The 23,301-nt window shown below is 68.0% G+C and carries 20 protein-coding genes; 14 read left to right on the forward strand and 6 right to left on the reverse strand.

Annotated features, from left to right (window positions below):
* Positions 1 to 48 precede the first annotated feature (48 nt).
* The 5 genes from B146_RS0108755 to B146_RS0108775 all read left to right on the forward strand — a co-directional run bounded on the left by B146_RS0108755 (position 49) and on the right by B146_RS0108775 (position 7,378).
* Entirely contained in the window at positions 49 to 2,697 is a 2,649-nt protein-coding gene (locus B146_RS0108755) for a hybrid sensor histidine kinase/response regulator (RefSeq protein ID WP_019996058.1), read from the forward strand.
* A 133-nt stretch (positions 2,698 to 2,830) separates the two neighbouring features.
* Positions 2,831 to 3,715, forward strand: a complete 885-nt coding sequence (gene argB, locus B146_RS0108760) for an acetylglutamate kinase (protein WP_019996059.1) — start codon at positions 2,831 to 2,833, stop codon at positions 3,713 to 3,715.
* A 206-nt stretch (positions 3,716 to 3,921) separates the two neighbouring features.
* On the forward strand, positions 3,922 to 5,208 hold the full coding sequence (locus B146_RS0108765) for an MFS transporter (RefSeq protein WP_019996060.1): 1,287 nt from the start codon (positions 3,922 to 3,924) through the stop codon (positions 5,206 to 5,208).
* Positions 5,209 to 5,361: 153 nt separating this feature from the next.
* A complete protein-coding gene (locus B146_RS0108770) occupies positions 5,362 to 6,567 on the forward strand; it encodes an OprO/OprP family phosphate-selective porin (protein ID WP_019996061.1) in 1,206 nt (401 codons plus the stop codon).
* A gap of 91 nt (positions 6,568 to 6,658) precedes the next feature.
* Positions 6,659 to 7,378, forward strand: a complete 720-nt coding sequence (locus B146_RS0108775; protein ID WP_019996062.1) for a pyrimidine 5'-nucleotidase — start codon at positions 6,659 to 6,661, stop codon at positions 7,376 to 7,378.
* A gap of 59 nt (positions 7,379 to 7,437) precedes the next feature.
* Here the strand turns inward: B146_RS0108775 and B146_RS0108780 are convergent, their stop codons facing one another.
* Both B146_RS0108780 and B146_RS0108785 read right to left on the reverse strand, forming a co-directional pair.
* Positions 7,438 to 7,743 (reverse strand): hypothetical protein, encoded by a 306-nt coding sequence (locus tag B146_RS0108780; protein ID WP_019996063.1) that lies wholly within the window; start codon positions 7,741 to 7,743, stop codon positions 7,438 to 7,440.
* A 63-nt stretch (positions 7,744 to 7,806) separates the two neighbouring features.
* Positions 7,807 to 8,682 carry an LOG family protein gene (locus B146_RS0108785; protein WP_019996064.1) on the reverse strand — a complete coding sequence of 292 codons (876 nt, stop codon included), beginning with the start codon at positions 8,680 to 8,682 and terminating at the stop codon, positions 7,807 to 7,809.
* A 102-nt stretch (positions 8,683 to 8,784) separates the two neighbouring features.
* Between B146_RS0108785 and dapD the strand changes: the two genes are divergently transcribed.
* Positions 8,785 to 9,633, forward strand: coding sequence for a 2,3,4,5-tetrahydropyridine-2,6-dicarboxylate N-succinyltransferase (gene dapD, locus B146_RS0108790; protein WP_019996065.1), 849 nt, complete (start codon positions 8,785 to 8,787; stop codon positions 9,631 to 9,633).
* Between the two features lie 123 nt (positions 9,634 to 9,756).
* On the opposite strand, the gene B146_RS29760 is transcribed toward dapD, so the two are convergent.
* Positions 9,757 to 11,013, reverse strand: coding sequence for a lytic transglycosylase domain-containing protein (locus tag B146_RS29760; RefSeq protein WP_244498177.1), 1,257 nt, complete (start codon positions 11,011 to 11,013; stop codon positions 9,757 to 9,759).
* A gap of 268 nt (positions 11,014 to 11,281) precedes the next feature.
* Here B146_RS29760 and dapE point away from each other — a divergent pair, with 268 nt between their 5' ends.
* Both dapE and B146_RS25530 read left to right on the forward strand, forming a co-directional pair.
* Complete coding sequence (gene dapE / locus B146_RS0108800) at positions 11,282 to 12,472, forward strand: succinyl-diaminopimelate desuccinylase (RefSeq protein ID WP_019996067.1); 1,191 nt, start codon at positions 11,282 to 11,284, stop codon at positions 12,470 to 12,472.
* A 4-nt stretch (positions 12,473 to 12,476) separates the two neighbouring features.
* A complete protein-coding gene (locus B146_RS25530; RefSeq protein ID WP_019996068.1) occupies positions 12,477 to 13,067 on the forward strand; it encodes a hypothetical protein in 591 nt (196 codons plus the stop codon).
* On the opposite strand, the gene truA is transcribed toward B146_RS25530, so the two are convergent.
* From truA to def, 3 genes are read right to left on the reverse strand one after another with little or no spacing between them, the layout of a single operon-like run.
* Positions 13,014 to 13,835: a tRNA pseudouridine(38-40) synthase TruA gene (gene truA, locus B146_RS0108810; protein WP_019996069.1), complete on the reverse strand. Its 822-nt coding sequence runs from the start codon at positions 13,833 to 13,835 to the stop codon at positions 13,014 to 13,016. The genes B146_RS25530 and truA overlap by 54 nt on opposite strands.
* Positions 13,836 to 13,838: 3 nt before the next feature.
* Positions 13,839 to 14,780 carry a methionyl-tRNA formyltransferase gene (gene fmt, locus B146_RS0108815; protein WP_019996070.1) on the reverse strand — a complete coding sequence of 314 codons (942 nt, stop codon included), beginning with the start codon at positions 14,778 to 14,780 and terminating at the stop codon, positions 13,839 to 13,841.
* Between the two features lie 43 nt (positions 14,781 to 14,823).
* Entirely contained in the window at positions 14,824 to 15,336 is a 513-nt protein-coding gene (gene def, locus B146_RS0108820) for a peptide deformylase (RefSeq protein ID WP_019996071.1), read from the reverse strand.
* Between the two features lie 99 nt (positions 15,337 to 15,435).
* Between def and B146_RS0108825 the strand changes: the two genes are divergently transcribed.
* From B146_RS0108825 to kdpA, 6 genes are all read left to right on the forward strand, one after another.
* Positions 15,436 to 16,566 carry a DNA recombination protein RmuC gene (locus B146_RS0108825; RefSeq protein ID WP_019996072.1) on the forward strand — a complete coding sequence of 377 codons (1,131 nt, stop codon included), beginning with the start codon at positions 15,436 to 15,438 and terminating at the stop codon, positions 16,564 to 16,566.
* Positions 16,567 to 16,739: 173 nt separating this feature from the next.
* The gene (locus B146_RS0108830) at positions 16,740 to 18,221 is read left to right on the forward strand and encodes a serine protease (protein WP_244498176.1); all 1,482 of its coding nucleotides are present in this window, start codon (positions 16,740 to 16,742) and stop codon (positions 18,219 to 18,221) included.
* Between the two features lie 226 nt (positions 18,222 to 18,447).
* Entirely contained in the window at positions 18,448 to 18,891 is a 444-nt protein-coding gene (locus B146_RS0108835) for a glyoxalase superfamily protein (RefSeq protein ID WP_019996074.1), read from the forward strand.
* Positions 18,892 to 19,102: 211 nt separating this feature from the next.
* Positions 19,103 to 21,130, forward strand: coding sequence for a PhoX family protein (locus tag B146_RS0108840; RefSeq protein ID WP_019996075.1), 2,028 nt, complete (start codon positions 19,103 to 19,105; stop codon positions 21,128 to 21,130).
* Between the two features lie 289 nt (positions 21,131 to 21,419).
* Positions 21,420 to 21,506 (forward strand): K(+)-transporting ATPase subunit F, encoded by an 87-nt coding sequence (gene kdpF / locus B146_RS30255; protein WP_060577659.1) that lies wholly within the window; start codon positions 21,420 to 21,422, stop codon positions 21,504 to 21,506.
* Positions 21,507 to 21,530: 24 nt separating this feature from the next.
* Positions 21,531 to 23,240 carry a potassium-transporting ATPase subunit KdpA gene (kdpA, locus tag B146_RS0108850; RefSeq protein ID WP_019996076.1) on the forward strand — a complete coding sequence of 570 codons (1,710 nt, stop codon included), beginning with the start codon at positions 21,531 to 21,533 and terminating at the stop codon, positions 23,238 to 23,240.
* Positions 23,241 to 23,301 lie beyond the last annotated feature (61 nt).

A 23,301-nucleotide genomic window follows, 5' to 3' on the forward strand; every position in this document is an offset into this window, starting at 1 on the left:
TGGCCCCTTTACTGGGGCCCGCGACGAGACACGAAGGAACCCGTATCCATGAACGATCCCGCGACGAGCCGCTCCGTCACCGTCGAGACGGAAACGCGGCGCTTGCTGGAAGGGTTCGACTGGTCGACAACCTCGTTCGGACCGCGTGAAGGCTGGTCCGAGCGTGTGCGCACGGTCGTGGATACGGTGGTGGATTCGCCCGTGGCCAAGGTCCTCATGTGGGGGCCGGACCATGTGATGATCTACAACGACGCCTATATCGAGATCGCCGGCGGCTATCATCCGCACGCCTTCGGCGGGCGCGTGCCCGAGGTCTGGCCCGAGATCTGGAATTGGAACAGCCGCATCCTGGAAGCCGGCTTCCGGGGCGAGATCCAGTCCTATGACGACCAGCTCCTGCATCTGAACCGCAACGGCGCGCCCGAGGACGTGTATTTCGACCTCTTCTACACGCCCGTGCGCGATGGAACGGGCGGCATCGGCGGCGTCCTGTGCACGGTTCTCGAAAAGACCGACCGGGTCGTGGCCGAACGCGAGACCGCACGCTCCAACCAGCGCTTCCGCGCCGCGATGGACGCCATCCACGGCACGATCTGGACCAACAGCGCCGACGGCCGGATGGTCGGCGAGCAGCCCGGCTGGGCGCGCCTCACCGGGCAGAGCTATGCCGACTACCAGGGCCTCGGCTGGTCGAAGGCCGTGCATCCCGACGACGTGCCGGCCTCCGTGGCCGCCTGGCAGGAGGCGGTCGACAACCGCCAGACCTTCGATCACGAACACCGCGTCCTCGTGGCGGGCGGCGAGTATCGCCGCTTCGCCGTGCGCGCCGTGCCGATCGTCGACGAGCGCGGCGTCGTGCACGAATGGGTCGGCGTCCACACCGATGTCGAGAACATGCGCGCCTACGAGGATTCGCTGCGCGAGCACGCCGAGATGCTGGAGCGGCAGGTGCGCCACCGCCAGCGCGCCGAGGAGCAGCTGCGCCAGCTCAACGAGACGCTGGAAAGCCGCGTCGTCGAGGCCCTGGAGGAGCGCCGTCAGGCGCAGGTTGCGCTCGCCCAGTCGCAGAAGCTGGAAACGATCGGCAAGCTGACCGGCGGCGTCGCGCACGACTTCAACAACCTGCTCCAGGTCGTCTCGGGCAATCTGCAGCTCCTCCAGCGCGACCTGATCGGCGACGAGCGCGCCGAGCGGCGCATCGGCAACGCGCTCGCCGGCGTCGCGCGCGGCTCCAAGCTCGCCTCGCAGCTTCTGGCCTTCGGCCGCCGGCAGGCCCTGGAGCCCAAGGTCGTCAACGTCACGCGCTTCGTGCGCGGCATGGACGACATGCTGCGCCGGGCGCTGGGCGAAGGCATCGAGATCGAGACCGTGGTCGGCGGCGGCCTGTGGAACACGTTCATCGATCCGACGCAGATCGAGAACGCGCTCCTGAACCTCGCCATCAACGCGCGCGACGCGATGGAGGGCCAGGGCAAGCTGACGATCGAGCTCGGCAACACCTCGCTCGACGACACCTATGCCCGCACCCATGCCGAGGTGACGCCGGGCCAATATGTCATGCTGGCGGTGAGCGACACCGGCTGCGGCATGAGCGCCGACATCATCGAGAAGGTGTTCGAGCCCTTCTTCTCCACCAAGGCCGAGGGCAAGGGCTCGGGCCTCGGCCTGTCCATGGTCTACGGCTTCGTGAAGCAGTCCGGCGGCCATGTGAAGATCTATTCCGAGATCGGCCACGGCACCACGATCAAGCTCTACCTGCCCCGCGCCGAACAGGCCGAGGATATGGAAGTCGCCGTCGACACCGGTCCGATCTCGGGCGGCAGCGAAACCGTTCTCGTGGTGGAGGACGACGACGAGGTCCGCGCCACCGTCGTGGAGATGCTGACCGATCTCGGCTACCGCGTGCTCAAGGCGGTGGACGCGCAGTCGGCTCTCTCCGTGGTGGAAAGCGGCATTCCGATCGACATCCTGTTCACCGACGTCGTCATGCCCGGCAAGCTCAAGAGCCCGGAACTGGCGCGCAAGGCCAAGCAGCGCCTGCCCAATCTCGCGGTGCTCTTCACCTCCGGCTACACCGAGAACTCGATCGTCCACGGCGGGCGGCTCGACGCGGGGCTGGAGCTTCTCTCCAAGCCCTATACGCGCGAGGCGCTGGCCCGCAAGTTCCGGCACGTTCTCGCCAACCGCGCCCAGCAGGGTGTGCGCAAGCCCGATGTCGGCGCCCCGGCGCTCGCCGCCGAAGTGCTGTCGCCGGGTGCCGTCCACCCCGACGCCCCGGCCGCTTCGGGCGGCGCGACGCCGGCCCAAGCCGCGCCGCGCCATTTCCAGCCGCACACGGTTCTCCTCGTCGAGGACGACGCGCTGATCCGCATGAACACGGCCGACATGCTGAAGGATCTCGGCCATGTGGTCGTGGAGGCCGACAGCGCCGAGGACGCGCTGGTCGCGCTCGAAACCGCGCCGGTCGACGTGCTCGTCACCGACGTGAACCTGCCGGGCATGTCCGGGCCGGATCTCGCCCGCCGCGCCGTCGCGCTGAAGCCGCGCATCGGCATCGTCTTCGCCACGGGCGACCGGCATGTCGCCGGGCTGGAGGATTTCCCGGCTGCGACCGCCCTCCTGCCCAAGCCCTACGGCATGAGCGATCTCGACAAGGCGGTCGCCAAGGTCGGCGCGCAAAGCCGCGCCATGGCCTGATCCCCCGCCGGGCGCGGCGCGGGATCGGTCCGGGATGTTTTTTGCGATGCACCGGCCTTGCGCCCTTTGTTCGGGCGCGGTCCTGAGCTAGGAAGCGGCTCGTTATCAGGCCCTTCCAGCCCGTGGAGCCGTCATGTCCGAACAGCCCCAGAACCAGGCCAGCCTCCTCGCCGAGGCGCTGCCCTTCATGCAGGCCTACGAGAACAAGACGGTCGTGGTGAAATATGGCGGCCACGCCATGGGCAATGCCGAACTCGGCCGCGCCTTCGCCCGCGACATCGCCCTTCTCAAGCAGTCCGGCATCAACCCGATCGTCGTGCATGGCGGCGGCCCGCAGATCGGCCGGATGCTCGAGAAGATGGGCATCGAGTCGCGCTTCGAGCACGGGCTGCGCGTCACCGACCAGCGCACGGTCGAGATCGTCGAGATGGTTCTCGCCGGCTCCATCAACAAGGAGATCGTCGCCCTCATCAATGCCGAGGGCGAATGGGCGATCGGCCTGTGCGGCAAGGACGGCAACATGGTCTTCGCCGAAAAGGCCAAGAAGACCGTGGTGGACCCCGATTCCAACATCGAGCGCGTGCTCGATCTCGGCTTCGTCGGCGAGCCGGTCGAAGTGGACCGCACGCTGCTCGACCTTCTCGCCCGCTCCGAGATGATCCCGGTCATCGCGCCCGTCGCGCCCGGCCGTGATGGCTCGACCTATAATATCAACGCCGACACGTTCGCGGGCGCCATCGCGGGCGCCGTGAAGGCGGCCCGGCTTCTCTTCCTCACCGACGTGCCCGGCGTTCTCGACAAGAACGGCCAGCTCATCAAGGAATTGTCGGTCGCGCAGGCGCGCGCCCTGATCAAGGACGGCACGATCTCCGGCGGCATGATCCCCAAGGTCGAGACCTGCATCGAGGCGCTGGAGCGCGGCGTCGAGGGCGTCGTGATCCTGAACGGCAAGGTGCTCCATGCCGTGCTGCTCGAACTCCTGACCGAACACGGGGCCGGCACGCTGATCGTGCCCTGACCTCTTCCCCATCCTTTGCGCCTTCGAGCGGCCGGATCGACCTCGCGTCGGTTCGGCCGTTTTCGTTTGGGGACCCACGAGCCGATCGCAAGGACCATATCAATCAGCCTGACATGGTTTCGGCTTGCATCGAGGCGTAACGTGGCGTACTCGGCCTTGCGTACCCGTCGGTACGCCAGACCCCATCGACCTGAAGGCATCGTCCCTTGTCCGCCGTTTCCGCCTCTTCCGCGCCCACGAACTCGCGCGCGCGCGTTCTCTTCGCCAGCCTGATCGGCACCACGATCGAGTTCTTCGACTTCTACATTTACGCGACGGCGGCGGTTCTCGTCTTTCCCAAGCTCTTCTTCCCCTCCGCCGACCCGACCTCCGCGACGCTGCAGAGCTTCGCCACCTTCGCCATCGCCTTCTTCGCCCGCCCGATCGGCGCGGCGATCTTCGGCCATTTCGGCGACCGGGTGGGCCGCAAGGCGACGCTGGTGGCCGCGCTCATGACCATGGGCCTCTCGACGGTCGCGATCGGCCTCCTGCCGACCTATGCGAGCGCGGGCGTTCTCGCCCCCTTGCTGCTGGCGCTCTGCCGTCTCGGCCAAGGCCTCGGGCTCGGCGGCGAATGGGGCGGCGCGGTCCTGCTCGCGACCGAGAACGCCCCTCCCGGCAAGCGTGCCTGGTACGGCATGTTCCCGCAGCTCGGCGCGCCGATCGGCTTCATCTGCGCCACCGGCTCCTTCCTGATCCTGTCGGAGGTGATGACCGACGAGCAGTTCTTCCAGTTCGGCTGGCGCGTGCCCTTCATCGCCTCGGCGCTTCTCGTCTTCGTCGGCCTCTGGGTGCGCCTGAAGATCCACGAGACGCCGGCCTTCCAGAAGGCGATCGAGCGCCATGAGCGCGTCAAGGTTCCGCTCGTCTCGGTCTTTTCCGAGCACAAGGGCCGGCTTCTGGCCGGCACCTTCGCCGCGCTCGCGACCTTCGTCCTGTTCTATCTGATGACGACCTTCGTCCTTTCCTGGGGCACCACGGCGCTCGGCTATGCGCGCACGAGCTTCCTGCCGATCCAGATGCTCGGCGTCGTGTTCTTCGGTCTCGCGATCCCCGTTTCGGCCCTGATGGCGGACCGGATCGGCTCGCGCGCCACGCTGCTTCTGGCGACGCTCGGCATCGGCGTCTTCGGCTTCCTGTTCCACCCGCTTTTCGGCGCGGGAACGGTCGGCAGCGTCATCGCCTTCCAGATCATCGGCTTCGCGCTCATGGGCCTGACCTACGGCCCGCTCGGCACCGCCCTGTCGGACCTCTTCCCGACCGCCGTGCGCTACACCGGCGCCTCGCTGACCTTCAATTTCGGCGGCATCGTCGGCGCCTCGCTCGCCCCCTATCTCGCGACGCGTCTCGCCACCGACCACGGGCTCGCGGCGGTCGGCTACTACCTGACCGCCGCCGCCGCGATCACCCTCCTCGCGCTTCTGGCGACCCCGCGAAAGGGCGAGTTCGACTGAACCGGCCGAGCGTCTCTCGATCGTCAGGTCCGGCGCCCTCCCAGCGCCGGGCCTTTCTTGTTGGGGCTTTGCCGCGCGCTGTGGCCTCCGGGCACTGGCCGACAAAGCGCCGCGCTGCCACGAGAGGGGTGAACCCGAGGGAAGGGCCAGCCCATGTCGAACCGCGCCTTGATCGCCGCCGCCACTGCTCTCGCCTTCCTGCCCGCGATAGAGGCCCGCGCCGAGGACGGCGCCGCCTCGCTCGTTCAGCGCCTCGAATCCCCCATCGAGATCGGCGACAGCGAGCATTTCCTGCGCCTGTCGCCCTTCGTGCAGTTCGACGGCGGCTGGGCTTCCTCGCGGCCGGACGATCTCGTCTCGCCCGAGGACCGGCGCAATGGCGAGATCAGGCGCGGGCGCCTCTATGCCGATTTTGGCTATGGCGATCTCGGCGGCCGCCTGACGCTCGACTTCGCCAACTGGCAGGACGCGGCCGTCACCTATGCCTATCTGAACTATGAGATTTCAGAAGCGCTGACCGTTCAGGCCGGCTATCAGGACGTGCCCTTCTCGCTGCAGAACCTCATGGGCAGCCGCTCGGCCACCTTTGCCGAAGACGGGCTGAACGCGACGCTCCAGCTCGCCGACGCGGTCGGCGTCGCGGCACTGGCCGGGGGCGAGCGCTGGAGCTTCCAGACCGGCGTCTTCGGCGGCGACATCAACGCCCAACCCTTCGACGACGGCGTGACGCTCGCCAGCCGCGCCACCTATGCGCCCTATCTCGAAGGCGAGGACGCCGTGCATCTCGGGCTCGCCGTGGCGGCGGGCATCGACCGGCGCGAGCCCCTCTCCTTCTCGGGCGGCGTGGGCAGCGATCTCGTGTCGGCCTCGCCCGTCTCCACCGACGACTTCGCCGGCTCCTCGAACCTCGTGTCCGTCAATGCGGAACTCGCCGCGACGCTCGGCCGCTTCACGCTCCAGAGCGAATATACGGTGAGCCGCGTCGATGCCTCACGCGGCGGCGAGGCGACGCTGCAGGGCGGCTATCTCTCGGCCCTCGTGTTCCTCACCGAGGATCACCGCCGCTACGACGCCAAGGGCGGCCAGTTCGAGCGCGTGAAGCCGGCGCACTCGCTTTCCGACGGCGGCATCGGCGCCTTCGAAATCGGCGCGCGGCTGGATGCGCTGGACCTCACCGACGCCAGGCTCCAGAGCGGCGGCAAGGCCGGCGCCGAGGTTGCGGGAACGGCGATCCTCAACTGGTACCCGACCGACATCCTGCGCTTCACCGCGAGCCACACCTACACCCGCGTCACCTCGGGCGAGGATCGGGGCGACCATGTGAACGCGACGCTCCTGCGTGCGGCGATCATCTACTGACCTCGCATTTCCACCAGCGCCGGCATTTTCCTCAGAGCCCGCCTTTTCTTCAGAGATTGACGCCGGCCCCGCCGACGTGTCGAAGGACGTCATGACCGAGAGCCCCACGATCCGCCGGACCGCCGACGCCACCCCTCAGGACTTCGCCCATGTCCACACATGGGTCTTCGATCTCGACAACACGCTCTATCCGCGCCGCACCGATCTGTTCAGCCAGATCGACGCGCGCATGACGCTCTTCGTGAGCGAGCTGCTTCAGGTGCCGCCCGAAGAGGCCAAGCTGGTGCAGAAGCGCCTGTATCGCGAATACGGCACGACGCTGCGCGGGCTGATGACGCTGCACGACATCGAGCCCGACGCCTTCCTCTCCTATGTCCACAATATCGACTATTCCTGGCTGGCGCCGGACCCCGAGCTCGGCGCCGAGATCGCCGCGCTCCCCGGCCGCAAACTGATCTTCACCAATGGCGACCGCCCCCATGCCGAGCGCGCGGCGCGCCAGCTCGGCATTTTCGAGCATTTCGAGGACGTGTTCGACATCGTGGCCGCCGGCCTCGTGCCCAAGCCCGCCGCCGAGACCTATGACAAGTTCATGGCCCTGCACCGGGTGGACACCGCCCATGCGGCGATGTTCGAGGATCTGGCGCGCAATCTGGAAGTGCCCAAGGCCCTGGGGATGCGCACCGTCCTGATCGTGCCGGAGAATTTCGAGAGCACGCTCGGCGACGCCTGGGAGCACGAAGGGCGCGAGGGCGAACATATCGACTTCGTCACCGACAATCTGACGGCCTTCCTGCGCCAGATCCGCTGACCCCCTGACGCAAAAAGGCCGGAGCACCCGCTCCGGCCTTTTTTCAACTGCGGTCGCGCTTACGAGCCGAGAATGGAGCGGTCGCCCCGCACCAGCGAGGCGTTGCCGTCCGTCGCGCGGTCTTCCATCATCCGGTCTTCCGCGCGGCTGCCGCCGGCGCGCTTGTTCTGGTTGAAGATCGCGTCCATCTGCTCGTTGGCATAGACCGCCTCGCCCGCCTTGGAGGCTTCACGCGCCTCGCGGCTTTCGGGGTCGAGATCGCTCGGCGGGCCCTTGCCCCCCGTCTCGTCCTCTTCGATCGTCTCGGAAACGTCCTGGTTCTGCTGGCGCCGCATCATGGCGGAATCGGTGTCGAGATCGCCCATGGCGCGTCTCCTTCCTTGGATGTGATCGGGAAGGAAACGGGCGCCGTCCCGCGCCGGTTCCGGTCAGAACGCGTAGAAGCGGCGGATGATCTCCCAGCCTTCCTCGGCCGTTTCCACGAAGGACAGGAGGCCGAGATCGTCGGGGGCGATCGTGCCCTCCTCGGCCAGGAACTCGAAATCCAGGACGCGCTGCCAGAACTCCTTGCCGAACAGCACCACGGGAATGCGCGCCATGCGCCGCGTCTGGATCAGCGTCAGCGCCTCGAACAGCTCGTCCATCGTGCCGAAGCCGCCGGGGAAGATCGCCATCGCCTTCGCCCGCAGGAGGAAGTGCATCTTGCGGATCGCGAAATAATGGAAGTTGAAGCAGAGTTCGGGCGTCACATAGGGGTTGGGCGCCTGCTCGTGCGGCAGGGTGATGTTGAGCGCGATCGACACGGCATCGACATCCGCCGCGCCGCGATTGCCCGCTTCCATGACGCCCGGCCCGCCGCCCGTCACGATCACGAATTCCTTGCCGCCCGACGAATTGGCCGAGTGCTGCGAGGCGAGCTGCGCGAAGCGGCGCGCCTCGTCGTAATAGCGGCTGTTGGCGCGCAGCCGCTCGGCCTGGGCCTCGTTGCGCGCCGCCCAGGGCTCCTGACCGGGCGCGGGGATGCGCGCGCCGCCGAACAGGACCACCGTCGACAGGATGCCCGCCTCGGTCAGCGCCATGTCCGGCTTCATCAATTCCAGCTGCAGCCGCACGCCGCGCATCGGGTCGGATGCGAGGAAGTCCGGGTCGTCATAGGCGAGGCGATAGGTCGGCGAGAGCGTCTGCGGCGTGCGGGGCTTGGCGGTCTGACGCGCCCGGTCCTCGCCGGAACTGGGAAAGGGCGTGAAGGCGTCCTCCCCCTCGGTGCCCCCGGAAACGAGGTCCTTGTCGGTCTTGACGGTCACTGGCGCGATCCCCTCGCGTTGCCCCTCACGTTGATTGTCCAGAGGGGTTCCAATAGAGGAAACGTCATGCCCCAAGCTATCGGCCCGACGCAAGAGGACCCCATGACCGACCACGCCCAGCTCGAACAGATCATCGAAAGCGCCTTCGACAACCGGGACTCGGTGAACGCGCAGACGCAAGGCGAGGTTCGCGAGGCCGTCGCCCATGCGCTGAACGGGCTGGACAACGGCACGTTTAAGGTCGCGACGCGTGGGTCGGACGGCGCCTGGACGGTTCACCAGTGGCTGAAGAAGGCGGTGCTCCTTTCCTTCCGCCTCAACGACATGGAACTCGTGTCCGGCGCGCCGGGCGGGGCGAACTGGTGGGACAAGGTGCCCTCGAAGTTCGACGGCTGGACGGACACGCAGTATCGCGAGGCGGGCTTTCGCGCCGTGCCCGGCGCCATCGTGCGCCGCTCGGCCCATATCGGGAAGAACGCCATCCTGATGCCGAGCTTCGTCAATCTCGGCGCCTCGGTCGGCGAAGGCACGATGGTGGACACCTGGGCGACGGTCGGCTCCTGCGCGCAGATCGGCGCGCATGTGCATCTTTCGGGGGGCGTCGGCATCGGCGGCGTTCTGGAGCCGCTTCAGGCCGGCCCGACCATCATCGAGGACAATTGCTTCATTGGCGCGCGCTCCGAAGTCGTGGAAGGCTGCATCGTGCGCGAGGGCTCGGTTCTCGGCATGGGCGTCTTCATCGGCCAGTCCACCAAGATCGTGGACCGCGAGACGGGCTCCATCACCTATGGCGAAGTGCCGCCCTATTCCGTCGTCGTCGCCGGCTCGCTGCCCGGCAAGCCGATGGGCAACGGCGAAGCCGGCCCCTCGCTCTACTGCGCGGTGATCGTCAAGCGCGTCGACGAGCGCACCCGCTCCAAGACCTCGATCAACGATCTCCTGCGCGCCTGATCGGCGGCGGCGCGGCGGCTCGCTTCGAGCCCGCCGCGTCTCCTGCCTCCAGCGTTTCGACATGAAAAAGGCCGGGTCTTTCGACCCGGCCTTTTTTGCGTCCGTGCGCGGAGCGCGAAACGATCAGTTGTAGCCGAGGCCGCCGGCCGGGGTCTGCGCCGGCATGGAAGCGGGAAGCGGCTTGGTGGCGTCGAAGGCGCCGCCGAAGCGGTCGCGGTCGATCTGAGGCTGCGAGCGGTGAACGACGCGGCCGCCATCGGGCGTTCCCTCGTCGGCGCGCGAGGGGCCGATCAGCGGCGCGATGCGGTTTTCCGCCACGCGGACATTCGGGCGGGGTGCGGGAACCGGCGCGGCGATGGCCGCGATGGCGCCGGTGGCCGAAGCCTCCTGCGTCGTGCCGAGCGCCACGGCGGCGGGCGCCTCGGCGACGGATGCGCTGGTGGAAGCGCTCGTGGTGGTGGGGGCGACGACCTTCGCGGTCTCGGCCTCGCCGCGCGCGGCGGCGGGCTTGGCGGCGACCGTGCGGGCCACGATGCCCTTGCGAACGGTCGGCTCGACGGCGGCGACGAGCGTCGCGGTGTCGGACATGGCAGGCGTCTTGCGCGAGCGGATCTCGGCCATGTGACGCTTGACGTTGGAGCAGTAGACGCTGGCGGATTTCGACATCACCGTGGTGCGGTGGCCGCCCTTGTATTTCATGGCCGTCTGGCAGACGTCGCCATTGCCCTGCTCCCAGGCGCCCTTCAGGTAGCGCATCCCGTAGCGAAGGTTGGTCTCGGGATCGAGCAGCGCCTCGGTGGGGCCGGAGAAGCCGAGCCCGCGCGCCGTGGCCGGCTTGATCTGCGACAGGCCGTAGACGCCGGCGCCGCGCGCCCGCGGATTGTAATGGCTCTCGACGCGCACCACGGCATAGGCGAGTTCGCGGGGAATCTGGTTCTCGTCGGCGGCGGCGGCGATCATGCGGTCGATCTTCGGATCGCCGGTGATCGAATCCTTGGCGGCCTGCGCGACGTTCTGGATCGTGGCGGCGGACACGGTGGCGATCGCGGCGGCACCGGCGCCGACGCGCGCCGCACCCGAGACGACGCTGTTCTTGGCGGCGACCGCCGTTCCGTAGGCGCGGCTGCCGAGCGAGGGCTGCGCTTCGGCGACCTTGGGACGGGCGACGCGGCCCCCCTTGGTCTCGACATCGGCCTTGCCGGCTTCCGGCTTGCCGGAGGGGGCGACGATGCGGGTCGGTCCCTTGTCGTTGCCGGCGACCTCGACCACCTCGGACTTGGTGGTCTTCGTGGGGGACACGTCTGCCGTGCCGCTGAGCTTGTCGCCATCCGACACGCAGGCCGAAAGCATCAAAGGTGCGAGGAGGGCCAGGCTGGCCACCGAAACCATACGGCCGGAACGCGAACGCGCGCTCCGGGCTCCATCGGCCCGTTGATGCGACATGCAGGAACCCCCAAAGCTGTTTCGCTCGGTTCGACGCAATCGAGGCAAAACCCGGCCGAAACGTGGCAGAGCTGGATCGAAGGTTACGAACCGTTCACAAAGGTTAGCGCAACGTGACCAAAAAGCACCACCCCAAAAAAACGCAGAATCCAGCCTGTGGACAAGTTCGGTGGCGAAGCGGCCTCGTCCGCGCTATCACGGGCGCATGAACACGCTGCCGACCGACCCCGCCCAGAACCTTGCCCGGATGATCCGCTGCGCCTCCGTCACGCCCGCTGATGCAGGCGCTCTGGAGCTTCTGGAGTCCTTCCTCAAGCCCTTGGGATTCCACGCCGAACGCCCCGTTTTCGAGGCCGCGGGAACGCCCGCGATCGAGAACCTCCTGGCGACGCGCGGCACGGGTGGACCGCATCTGTGTTTTGCCGGTCACACCGATGTCGTGCCCCCCGGGCCGGAGGGCGATTGGTCGCTGCCGCCTTTTTCCGGCGAGGTGAAGGACGGCGAACTTTATGGCCGGGGCGCTGTGGATATGAAGGGCGGAATCGCCTGTTTCGTGGCGGCGCTTGCCCGACTCGCCTCGCGCGGTGCGCTGCCTGAGGGGCGAATCTCGCTTCTCGTGACGGGCGACGAGGAAGGCCCGGCCATCAACGGCACGGTGAAGCTGCTGGCCCATGCCGAGGCGCGCGGCCAGCGCTTCGACGCCTGCCTTCTCGGCGAGCCGACCAACCCGGACGCGCTCGGCGACATGATCAAGATCGGGCGGCGCGGCTCGCTGTCGGGCGTCGTCATGCTTCTCGGGCGGCAGGGACACGTCGCCTATCCGCATCTCGCCGACAATCCGACGCGCCGCCTCGCCCCGGTTCTCCAGGCGCTTCTCGGCACGCCGCTGGATGCGGGAACCGCGCAGTTCCAACCGTCCAATCTGGAAGTGACGACGGTCGACACCGGCAATCCGGCGACGAACGTCATTCCCGCGCGCGTCTCGGTCCGCTTCAACATCCGCTTCAACGACACCTGGACGGCGGAGACGCTGCGGGCCGAGATCCTGCGACGGATCGAAGCGGGGCTCGGCGTGGTGAAAGGCATGAACGGGGCCTCGCTCTACGAGATCGAATGGCGCGAGCCCGTGTCGGACGTCTTCGTCACCTCGCCGGGGCCGCTGGTGGAGGCGCTGTCCGGCGCGGTCGAGGCCGTCACCGGCCGCCGGCCCGAACTCTCCACCTCGGGCGGCACGTCCGACGCGCGCTTCATCAAGAACCACTGCCCGGTGGTGGAATTCGGGCTTGTCGGCCGCACGATGCATATGGCCAATGAACGCGTGGCCCTTTCCGACCTCGAGACACTGACGGACATCTATGAGACCTTCGTCACCCGCTGGTTCGCCGCCCAGTCCTGATTTCATGCCGAGTCTGGCCGAGATCGCGCGCTACTTCACGGGGGCGGCGCGCCTCATGGCGGGCCGGCGCGACGGGCTGGCCTTGCTCGACTGCACGGCCGACGGCTTCTGGCGCTCCTTCGCGGCGCTGGTGGTGGCCCTGCCGCCGACCGTTCTCGCCTGGCTGGAATACGAGACCGTGGAGCGCGCGCCCTTCGCGCCGCATGTCAGCCGGTTTGCGGTCTATGGCGCGCACGCGCTGGCGGACCTCACGGCCTGGCTCCTGCCGATGCTGATTCTCGCCTCGTTCGCGCGCCCGCTGCGCTTCTCGCGCAAGATGGTGCCTTTCGTGGTGGCGACGAACTGGGGCGGGGCGCTGCTCGCCTGGGTCTTCTCGCCCTTCTTCCTTCTGCTTCTCGTGGCGGGGCCGAGCGATGTGACCGCGCTGATCGGCCTGTTCGTCGCCATCGCCTCGATCGCGCTCACCGTGCGGCTCGTGGCCAACGCCACCGCGAGCGACATTCCCCTGTCGGTCGCCATCGTCACGATGATGGTCTTCGTCTCACTCCTCTCCTACGCCGCCGTCACCGACCTCCTCGGCGTGCCCATAGCCTGAGCGAAGCGGCGGATCGCCCGGAGCGGCATAGTCGACGCGGGTGAGATAGAGCCCGTCCGGCGGCGCGACCGGGCCGCAGCGCTTGCGGTCGCGCGACTCCAGCGCGGCCACCAGATCCGCCTCGCTCCAGCGATGCTCGCCGACGAGCTTCAGGGAGCCCGCGAAGGAGCGGATCTGGTTGTGCAGGAAGGACTGCGCGGAGGCGTGTATATGCACCTCGTCGCCGGGGCCGCGCACCACGTCCAGCCGCTCCAGCGTGCGCACCGGGCTTTTGGCCTGGCAGTTCACCGAGCGGAACGTGTTGAAGTCGTGCGTGCCGAGCAGCCGCTTGGCCGCGCGGTCCATCGCCTCGACGTCCAGCGCCTTCCAGCACCACCAGACCTGCCCTTTGAGGATGCTCGGCGGCGGGCGGCGGTTGAGGATGCGGTAGAGATAATGACGCTTGCGGGCCGAAAAGCGCGCGTCGAACGTGTCCGGCACCAGGTCGGCCGACAGCACCGCGACGCCGCCTTCCTCGCGCAGCCGCGCGTTCAGCGCATCGCGCACCGTGTCGGTGCGCCAGAGCTTGGGAATGTCGACATGGGCGACCTGCCCCGTGGCATGGACGCCGGCATCCGTGCGCCCCGCGCCGAACAGGGTCACGTCCTCGCTGCAGAAGGCCTTCAGCGCGATCTCGACCGTTTCCTGCACCGACAGGCCGTTCTTCTGGCGCTGCCAGCCGCAATAGGCGGTGCCGTCATATTCGATGGTCAGCTTGTAGCGGGGCATGATCTATCCGAGCCGCGTGCCGGCGGGAACGGCGGTGCCGCGCAGGAAGACCTCGGCCGGGCCGGCCTTGCCGCCCGCGCGCTGCACGTCGAGAAGGCGCACCGCCCCCTCGCCGGCCGCGATCAAGAGGCGATCGTCCAGCGCCGCGCCGGGCTCGCCCGCGCCGTCCGAAGCTTGCGCGCGCAGGAGTTTCAGCCGCTCGCCCGACAGGAGCGTCCAGGCGCCGGGAAAGGGCGAGAAGGCGTTGATGCGGCGCGCGATCTCGGCCGCCGGACGCGTCCAGTCGATCTCGGCCTCGCCTTTCTCGATCTTGCGGGCATAAAGCACCTCGCGCCCCGTGCGCGCGGCGATCGCCTCCTGCGGCTCGAAGCGGAGCGTGCCGGCCTCGAGTTCACCAAGCGCGCGCGCCATCAGGCCGGCGCAGGAGACCGACAGACGGTCGTGCAGCTCGCCCGCCGTTTCCGCCACGCCGATGGCGAGCGTGTCGGTGAGCCCGACCGGGCCGGTGTCGAGCCCGGCTTCCATGCGCATCACCATCATGCCCGTTTCGGCATCGCCCGCCTCGATGGCGCGCTGGATGGGCGCCGCGCCGCGCCAGCGCGGCAGAAGCGAGCCGTGACCGTTCAGCGCGCCGAGGCGCGGCGCGTCGAGAACCGCTTGCGGCAGGAGGAGCCCATAGGCGACGACGACAGCGACATCGACGCCGAGAGCGGCGAAGGCGGCCTGCTCCTCCGCGCCCTTCAGCGAAACCGGCGTGCGGACCTCGATCCCCAGACGCTCGGCCTCCAGCGCGACCGGCGAGGGCGTCGGCGCGAGGCCCCGGCGCCCGGCCGGGCGGGGCGGCTGGGAATAAACCGCCGCGATCTCGTGACCGGCATCGGCCAGCGCGCGGAGCGTGGGAACGGAAAAGGCGGGTGTGCCCATGAAGGCGACGCGCAGCGTCATGATCTCGCCCTTTCGGGGTGAGGCGCGAAAGGCGGGCGGCGCGTCAGAGCGTCTTCTTGGCCGCCTTGGTGAACTTGCGGATCACCATGTCGCGCTTGAGCTTGGAAATATGGTCGATGAAGAGGACGCCGTTGAGGTGGTCCATCTCGTGCTGCAGGCAGGTGGCGAGCAGCCCGTCCGCCTCGATCTCGCGCGTCTCGCCCGTCAGGTCCTGAAAGCGCAGGCGGATCGTCGCCGGCCGCTCGACCTCGGCGTAATAGTCGGGGATCGACAGGCAGCCTTCCTCGTAGACCGAACGCTCGTCCGAGGAGGCGAGGATGTCCGGGTTCACGAAGACCTGCGGCTGCTTCTCCTCGTCTTCCTTGGCGAGGTCGATCACCAGCATGCGCAGGGGCTCGCCCACCTGAATGGCGGCAAGGCCGATGCCCGGCGCGTCATACATGGTTTCCAGCATGTCGTCGGCGAAGCGGCGCAGCGCGTCGTCGACGCGCGCGACCGGTTCGGACACGCGGCGCAGGATCGGATCGGGCAGGATGACGAGGGGCTTGACGGTCATGCGCGTCAGGTAAACGCAGGCGCGTGAACGGTCAACAGAGCCGGCGATGTTCTCCTTTTGATCTGTTCGCGCCGACGCGAATCGGATAGGCTCGCGCTCATGAGTTTCGCCTCGCTCGCCGCGCTTCTCGACAGTCCTCTTTTCGCGCTCGGCCAGCGGCCGGTGAGCCTTGGCGAAGCCTTGCTGGCGCTCGGCGCGCTTCTCGTTCTGTGGCGTCTCGTCCGCCGCCTGCGCTCGGGCGAGAGTTTCGAGGCGGAGGGGGCGGACGCGATCCTGCGCGCGCAGGCGGAGCTGGCGGGCCGGCTTCATTCCATGGGCGAGATGCTCGGCGCGCGGCAGGCCGAGCTCGCCCATACGGTGGCCGAGCGGCTGGACGGGATGGGGCACCGGGTCGGCCGGGGCCTTGCGGAGGCGCAGGCGCAGACCGGCGAAACCCTGTCGCGCCTTGCCGAGCGCCTCGCGGTGATCGACCGGGCGCAGGGCGAGATCCGGGGGCTCGCCGGCGAGGTCGTGCGGCTGCAGGACATTCTCGCCAACAAGCAGGCGCGCGGCGCCTTCGGGCAGGCGCGCATGGAGGCGATCGTCATGGATTCGCTGCCGCGCGGCAGCTATTCCTTTCAGGCGACGCTCTCCAACGGCAAGCGGCCCGACTGCGTGATCCCCATGCCCAACGGCGCGCCGGCGCTGGTGATCGATGCCAAGTTTCCGCTGGAATCCTGGAACGCCTTTCGCGAAGCGGAAAGCGACGAGCTGCGCGACGCGGCGGCCCAGCGCCTGCGGCGCGACATGGACGTGCATATCCGCGCCATCTCGGAGAAGTATCTCCTGCCCGGCGAGACGCAGGACACGGCCTTTCTGTTCGTGCCTTCCGAATCCGTCTTCGCCGAGATCAACGAGCATTTCGAGGACATCATCCGGCGCGCCCATCGCGCCCGCGTGGTGATCGTCTCGCCCTCGCTTCTCATGCTCTCGATCGAGGTGGTGAAGGCGCTTCTGAAGGACCAGAGACTGCGCCAGGAAGCGGGGCGCATTCAGAAGGAAGTCACCCTTCTGGCCGATGATCTGCAACGGCTCGACGCCCGCGTCGCCGCGCTCAAGACCCATTTTGCCCAGACCGGACGGGACATCGACCAGATCCTGGTCTCGACCGAAAAGCTGGTGCGGCGGGGCGAGCGGATCAGCGGGCTGGAGCTGGAAACGACCGAGCCGGGGGGCTTTTCGAAGGGCTGAGACAAGGGCGGGAAAGATGGCGGCGCGATCGCTCGAATTGTCGGGAAGATCGCAAAGAATCGTCCACTTTACCCAAAAACCCGACAGCCAATTCTTGACAATATGCTAACGTGGCGGGATCGAAAACGGCTTCGCCGCGTTTTCCACAGGACTGGAAAGACGGGGGCTCAACCATGCGCAGCATGTTGAAAGCAGTTCTGGCAAGTTTGGTGATCTGCGCCTCGCCGGTGGCGCTGCCGGCCGCCGTATCCCCCGCATTCGCCAGCACCGATCTCGCCTCCGCCTATAACGACAACACCGACCAGGCCTTCCGCATCGGCCTCCAGACGCGTCTTGCCTGGACCGGCGATTACGACGGCACGTTCGACGGTCGCGTCGGCCCGCAGACCCTGCGCGCCATCCGCGACTTCCAGGCTCGCAACGGTTTTGCCGCCGATGGCGTGATGACCGACACGTTCCTGAAGAAGGTCATCGCCGACAGCGACAAGGTGCGCGACGGGCTCGGCTTCCGCCTGGTGCGGGACGACCGGACGGGCGTGCGCGTCGGCTTGCCGGCCGCGCTGGTCTCGCCCGCCGGCGAAACCGAGGTCGGCTCGATCTGGCGCTCGGCCGACAGCGGCGTCGAGATTGAGACCGTGCGCTTCCATGACGAGGGCTACTCGCTGGAAGGCGTGTTCAGCGTCCTCTCCGCCAATGGCGAGAACAAGAAAGTGTCGTCCTCCACGATCTCGGGCGACGTCTTCACGATCCGCGGCCAGGAGGACGGTCGGTCCTTCCTGATCCGCTTCAGCAATCGCGACGGCGATCTGCGCGGCTTTTCCGTAGCTTGGAACAAGGCGCACGAGGCCGAGCTGAAGCCCTACACGGTGGTCGCCGCCAACACGTTCGACCCGTTCTCGGGCGAGCCGCGCGCCGACGATATCGGCCCGGTCGCCAAGCTCTTCCGCTCGGGCCGCGCCGAGGGCGTCGCTTTCGGCGAGCGCGAGCAGCCCGCGCCCCAGCCGCAGGGGCCGGCGCTCGCCGCGCCCGGCTTCGATTCCTCGGGCACCGGCTTCGTCGTCTCCAAGGACGGCTGGCTCCTGACCAACGCCCATGTCGCCAAGAGCTGCAAGACGGTTCTGGTCGGCGATCTCGGCGCCGCCTCGAAAGTGGTGGTGGACGAGGATCACGATCTGGCGCTGGTGAAGGTCGACGCCGCCGTCGGCCAGCCGCTGCCGATCGTCGCCAACAAGCCGCGCCTCGGCGAGGACATTCTGGCGCTCGGCTTCCCGCTGCGCTCGATCCTCGCCGACAGCCTCAACGTGACGCGCGGCAACATCTCCTCGCTCATGGGCCTGATGAACGACGCCAACTACCTGCAGATCTCGGCGCCGGTGCAGCCCGGCAATTCCGGCGGCCCGCTGGTCGATCTCGCCGGGCGCGTGGTCGGCGTCGTCACCGCGAAGCTGAATGCCGTCGCCGTCGCCGATCTGACGGGCGACATCCCGCAGTCGATCAACTTCGCCATCCGGCCGGACGCCGCGACCCGCTTCCTCGAAGAGCACGATGTCGCCTTCGAGACGGCCGACGCCAAGGCACCCCTGGAAAGCGTGCCGGACGCGACCGCCAAGGTGCAGGACTCGATCTACCCGGTTCTCTGCCTCGGCTCGAAATAAGCCGAACCGTCCGAGCGATGATCAAGGCGGCGGTCTTTGACGGACCGCCGCCTTTTGCGTTATGAAGGCGGGCACGGGCTGGAGAGCCCCGGCCGTCCGCAGGCCTCACGGCCCCTGGTGAAGCTCTTCGATCGAACCGACGTCCAACGGTCATCCCTTGTGGCATGTCGCGGGCGGCAATGCGGACTCCCCTCGCAGTTTCGACATGCGCCGAGCGGAGACCCTCATGACCCGACACTCCCCCCTGCCCGCCCTCGACGGCCTGAAGGATCAGGCCAAGCGCCTGCGCGCCGCGCTGGAGCGCGAAGGCCAGCCCGTTTCCCATTCGAGATCGCTCGAACTCGTCGCCGCGCAGCACGGCTTTCGCGACTGGAACACGCTGCACGCCCATATCGGCAATCGCGGCGCCTTCGACCCCTATCGCTTGGGCGCGCGCGTCAAAGGCTTCTATCTCGGCCAGCCCTTCGAAGCCTCGGTGCTCGGCGTCGAGGCGCTGGGCACGGACAGCGGGCGCTATCGCCTCGTTTTGCATTTCGACGAGCCGGTCGACGTCGTGCGCTTCGAGAGCTTCTCTTCCCTTCGGCAGCGCGTGTCCTGCCGGGTGGATGCCACGGGCCGCACGACGGAGAAGACCTCGGACGGCCGGCCGCAGGTCGAGCTTCTCTGGTAGGCGGCGCAGGTCGCCGGCGCCCTTCGCTGGGGCGCCGGCAATCGCTTGCCAGCCAAAGACCCCTCACGAACCGGTCACGCCGGATCACGATAGGGTGAATTGACGCGGCAGCGCCGGAAAACGCGCGGGCGGCGGGGCGCTTGTGTCATGGCGCTGTGATCTTGGCTTTCTAGGGCACCTTGGAACGGTTCCAGAAGTTCCGAGGATAGACATGACCGAACAGACCGCCCCGCGCCACGCCGTCTTCCCCACCAGCCGGCTCGAGGATGCCGATGGCGAGGGCCTGAATCCGACGAACAACCGCACGATGGGCGAGATCGTCGCCGCGCGCTTCTCGCGTCGCGACATCCTGCGCGGCGCGCTGGCCTCGACCGCGATCGCCGCGACGCTCGGTCCGGTCGCGCTTCTGACCGCCGACGAGGCCAAGGCCGAGACGAAGGGCTCGCGCTTCAGCTTTACCGAGGTCGAGGCGGGCGTCGACGAGACGCATCACGTCGCCTCCGGCTACGACGCGGACGTTCTCCTGCGCTGGGGCGACCCGCTCTTTGCGGATTCGCCGGCCTTCGACCCGCGCAACCAGACGCCGGAGGCGCAGGCCCGCCAGTTCGGCTACAACAACGATTATGTCGGCTTCATCCCGCTGGACGGCTCGAACGAGCACGGGCTCCTCGTGGTGAACCACGAATACACCAACGACCATCTCATGTTCCCGGGCATCGTCACGGTGAGCGAGAAGGCGGACGAGAAGAACCCGGACAAGAAGGTTCCGGTTCTCGTCGTCAAGGATGCCGACAAGACCCGCGTCGATATCGAGATGGCGGCCCATGGCGGCACCGTGGTGGAAATCCGCAAGGTGGACGGCAAGTGGCAGGTCGTGCGCGAGGGCGCCTTGAACCGCCGCATCACGGCCGGGACCGAGATGGAACTGACCGGCCCCGCCGCCGGCAGCGCCCGTCTCCAGACCGCCGCCGACCCGAGCGGCCGAAAGGTCTTCGGCACGATCAACAATTGCGCCGGCGGCGTCACGCCCTGGGGCACCTACATCATGGCCGAGGAGAACATCCACGGCTACTTCACCGGCAAGCTGCCCGAGGGCCACAAGGAAGCGGCCAACTACAAGCGCATGGGCATTCCCGAGGGCACCTATCAATGGGGCCGGTTCCACGACCGCTTCGACGTGAGCAAGGAGCCCAACGAGCCGAACCGCTTCGGCTGGGTGGTCGAGGTCGACGTGATGGACCCGAACTCGATCCCGAAGAAGCGCACCGCGCTCGGCCGCTTCAAGCATGAAGGCGCCGAGTCCATCGTCTCCAGGGACGGCCGCGTCGTCTTCTATCTCGGCGACGACGAGCGCTTCGACTATGTCTACAAGTTCGTGACATCAGGCCGCTTCGACGCGAGCGACCGGGCCGCGAACCGCGACCTTCTCGACGAGGGCACGCTTTACGTCGCCCGCTTCGCCGAGGACGGCACGATGGAATGGCTGCCGCTGGTTCACGGAGAGGGCAAGCTCACCGCCGAGAACGGCTTCGAGTCCCAGGCCGACATCCTGATCGAAACCCGCCGCGCGGCCGATCTTCTCGGCGCGACGCCGATGGACCGGCCGGAAGACGTGCAGCCCAACGGCACGAACGGGCGCGTCTATGTCATGCTGACCAACAACACGCGCCGCAAGGACGATCAGGTGGACGCGGCCAACCCGCGCGCCAAGAACGCCTTCGGCCACATTATCGAGATCGCCGAAGAGGGCGGCGACTTCGCGGCCACCAAGGGCCGCTGGGAAGTGCTCCTGAAATGCGGCGATCCGAGCGTCGCGGAGGTCGGCGCGACCTTCTCCACCGAGACCACCAAGAACGGCTGGTTCGGCATGCCCGACAATTGCGCCGTGGATACGGACGGCCGGCTCTGGGTCTCCACCGACGGCAATTCGCCCAAGGGCACCGGCCGCACGGACGGGCTCTGGGCGGTGGACACGGAAGGCGAGGCGCGCGGCACCTCGAAGCTCTTCTTCCGCGTGCCGGTGGGCGCGGAAATGTGCGGGCCGCTGATCCTCGACGACATGCAGACAGCCTTCGTCGCCGTTCAGCATCCGGGCGACGGCGGCGAGGACTGGAAGGGCTTCGGCCGCCTGTCCTATTACGAGGACCTTTCGACCCGCTGGCCCGACTTCCAACCGGACATGCCAACGCGGCCCTCGGTGGTGGCGATCACCAAGCAGGGCGGCGGCAAGATCGCCTGACCATCGCGAGAGCAGCGAACAGACGGCCTCCGGAGCGATCCGGAGGCCTTTTTCGTGCGGGCCTTTCGGGCCTGCGGCAGGCCCGCCGGCCCCCGCCGTCTCGCGTAAACACGCGCTTCGCTCGGCCGGCCGCCCGAAAATTCGTATGGCCCCTTTATGCCGATCGGGTCCAATTGACAGGCGATCCCGAAAGGAGGGTTCGCATGTTCGATCTTCTGTACCTGGCCACGGGGCTGGGGTTCTTCGCCGCGATGGGCGCCTATGCGCGCTGGGCGGGCCAGGCCTGACGATGTTCGATCTCGTCCTCGGCGGCGCCGTGGCGCTCGCCCTTGCCGCCTATCTCGTGTTCGCCCTCGTGCGTCCCGAGCGGTTCTGACCCGTCCCCGAAAGGCCTCCTGCCATGACCGTCGTCGGCTGGCTGCAAATCCTCGCCATCCTCCTCGCCGTTCTCCTCTGCGCGATCCCGCTCGGCCATTTCATGGGCCGGGTCTTCGCCGGCGAGCGAACGTTCCTGTCCCCCGTTCTCGGCCCGCTCGAGCGCGGCCTCTACCGTCTGGCCGGCGTCGATCCAGCCAGGGAACAGAGCTGGCTCGGCTACACGCTCGCCATGCTCGCCTTCAACGCGGCGGGCTTCGCGCTTCTCTATCTCCTGCTGCGGTTCCAGGGCGTCCTGCCCGTCAACCCGCAGGGCTTTGCCGGCCTGTCGCCCGATCTCGCCTTCAACACCGCCGTCTCCTTCGTGACCAACACGAACTGGCAGAGCTATGGCGGCGAGACCACCATGAGCCATTTCTCGCAGATGGCGGGCCTCACCGTGCAGAACTTCCTGTCGGCGGCCACCGGCCTCGCGCTGGCGGCCGCGCTGGTGCGCGGCTTCGCGCGCTCCGGGTCGGGAACGGTCGGCCATTTCTTCGCCGACATGACGCGCGCCACGCTCTACGTGCTTCTGCCGCTCGCGATCCTCACGGGTCTGGCGCAGGTCGCCATGGGCACGCCGCAGACCTTCGAGCCTTCCGCCACCGTCCGCACGCTGGAAGGCGAGACCCAGACGCTGGCGCTCGGGCCCGTCGCCTCGCAGATCGCCATCAAGCAGCTCGGCACCAATGGCGGCGGCTTCTACAACGCCAATGCCGCGCATCCCTACGAGAACCCCTCGCCCCTCTCCAACGCGCTCACCATCTGGCAGATGCTGGTGGTCTCGGTGGCGCTCGTCTTCGCCTTCGGCCGCCTCGTCGGCGATCGCAGGCAGGCGGTCGCGATCCTGTCGGTGATGGGCCTTCTCCTCGTCACGGGCATCGGCATCGCCTATTGGGCGGAAAGCGCCGGCACGCCCGTTCTGGCGGCGGCCGGGCTCGATCCGGCGGGCGGCAACATGGAGGGCAAGGAAGTCCGCTTCGGCCTCGCCGCCTCCTCGCTCTTCGCCGCCGTCACCACGGGCCTGTCGGACGGCGCGGTGAACGCGATGCACGGCTCCTTCACGCCGATCGGCGGCATGGTGCCGATGGTGCTGATCATGCTCGGCGAGGTTCTACCGGGCGGCGTCGGCTCGGGCCTCTACGGCATTCTGGTGATCGCCATCGTCGCGGTCTTCGTGGCCGGGCTCATGGTCGGGCGCACGCCGGAATATCTCGGCAAGAAGATCGAGGCCAAGGAGATGAAGATGGCGATCCTCGCCATCCTGATCCTGCCCGCGACGATCCTGGGCTTCTCGGCGCTCGCCGCCGTCCTGCCTGTGGCCCTTTCGGGTCTCGGCAATAGCGGGCCGCACGGCCTGTCGGAAATCTACTACGCCTATTCCTCGGCGGCCGGAAACAACGGCTCGGCCTTTGGCGGCCTGTCCGCCAACTCGCCCTGGTGGAACACGACGCTGGCCCTTGCCATGCTGCTCGGCCGCTTCGCCTATATCGTGCCGATGATGGCGATCGCCGGCTCGCTCGTCGCCAAGCCCAAGCTGGCGCCCTCGAGCGGAACGTTCCCGACCCACGGGCCGCTCTTCGTCGGGCTCCTCGCCGGCATCATCCTGATCCTCGGCGGCCTTCAGTTCTTCCCCGCGCTCGCCCTCGGCCCCATCGCCGAACAGGTGCAGATGCTCTCGGGCAAGACCTTCTGACGATCTCGGCCCGGCCGCTCGGCCGGGCCGTCCTCCTCCTCGTTCGTCTCCATCGTCCGCG

The sequence above is a fragment of the Aureimonas ureilytica DSM 18598 = NBRC 106430 genome (assembly GCF_000382705.1).
GTDB lineage: Bacteria > Pseudomonadota > Alphaproteobacteria > Rhizobiales > Rhizobiaceae > Aureimonas > Aureimonas ureilytica.

Bases quoted from the DNA above. Each gene is read 5' to 3' on its own strand.
- B146_RS0108825 (WP_019996072.1), top strand. From the start codon at position 15,436: ATGAGTTTCGCCTCGCTCGCCGCGCTTCTCGACAGTCCTCTTTTCGCG.
- argB (WP_019996059.1), top strand. From the start codon at position 2,831: ATGTCCGAACAGCCCCAGAACCAGGCCAGCCTCCTCGCCGAGGCGCTG.
- B146_RS0108840 (WP_019996075.1), top strand. From the start codon at position 19,103: ATGACCGAACAGACCGCCCCGCGCCACGCCGTCTTCCCCACCAGCCGG.
- truA (WP_019996069.1), bottom strand. From the start codon at position 13,835: ATGCCCCGCTACAAGCTGACCATCGAATATGACGGCACCGCCTATTGC.
- fmt (WP_019996070.1), bottom strand. From the start codon at position 14,780: ATGACGCTGCGCGTCGCCTTCATGGGCACACCCGCCTTTTCCGTTCCC.
- kdpA (WP_019996076.1), top strand. From the start codon at position 21,531: ATGACCGTCGTCGGCTGGCTGCAAATCCTCGCCATCCTCCTCGCCGTT.
- B146_RS0108835 (WP_019996074.1), top strand. From the start codon at position 18,448: ATGACCCGACACTCCCCCCTGCCCGCCCTCGACGGCCTGAAGGATCAG.
- B146_RS0108775 (WP_019996062.1), top strand. From the start codon at position 6,659: ATGACCGAGAGCCCCACGATCCGCCGGACCGCCGACGCCACCCCTCAG.
- B146_RS0108780 (WP_019996063.1), bottom strand. From the start codon at position 7,743: ATGGGCGATCTCGACACCGATTCCGCCATGATGCGGCGCCAGCAGAAC.
- B146_RS0108770 (WP_019996061.1), top strand. From the start codon at position 5,362: ATGTCGAACCGCGCCTTGATCGCCGCCGCCACTGCTCTCGCCTTCCTG.
- kdpF (WP_060577659.1), top strand. From the start codon at position 21,420: ATGTTCGATCTCGTCCTCGGCGGCGCCGTGGCGCTCGCCCTTGCCGCC.
- def (WP_019996071.1), bottom strand. From the start codon at position 15,336: ATGACCGTCAAGCCCCTCGTCATCCTGCCCGATCCGATCCTGCGCCGC.
- B146_RS0108755 (WP_019996058.1), top strand. From the start codon at position 49: ATGAACGATCCCGCGACGAGCCGCTCCGTCACCGTCGAGACGGAAACG.
- dapE (WP_019996067.1), top strand. From the start codon at position 11,282: ATGAACACGCTGCCGACCGACCCCGCCCAGAACCTTGCCCGGATGATC.
- B146_RS25530 (WP_019996068.1), top strand. From the start codon at position 12,477: ATGCCGAGTCTGGCCGAGATCGCGCGCTACTTCACGGGGGCGGCGCGC.
- B146_RS0108830 (WP_244498176.1), top strand. From the start codon at position 16,740: ATGCGCAGCATGTTGAAAGCAGTTCTGGCAAGTTTGGTGATCTGCGCC.
- dapD (WP_019996065.1), top strand. From the start codon at position 8,785: ATGACCGACCACGCCCAGCTCGAACAGATCATCGAAAGCGCCTTCGAC.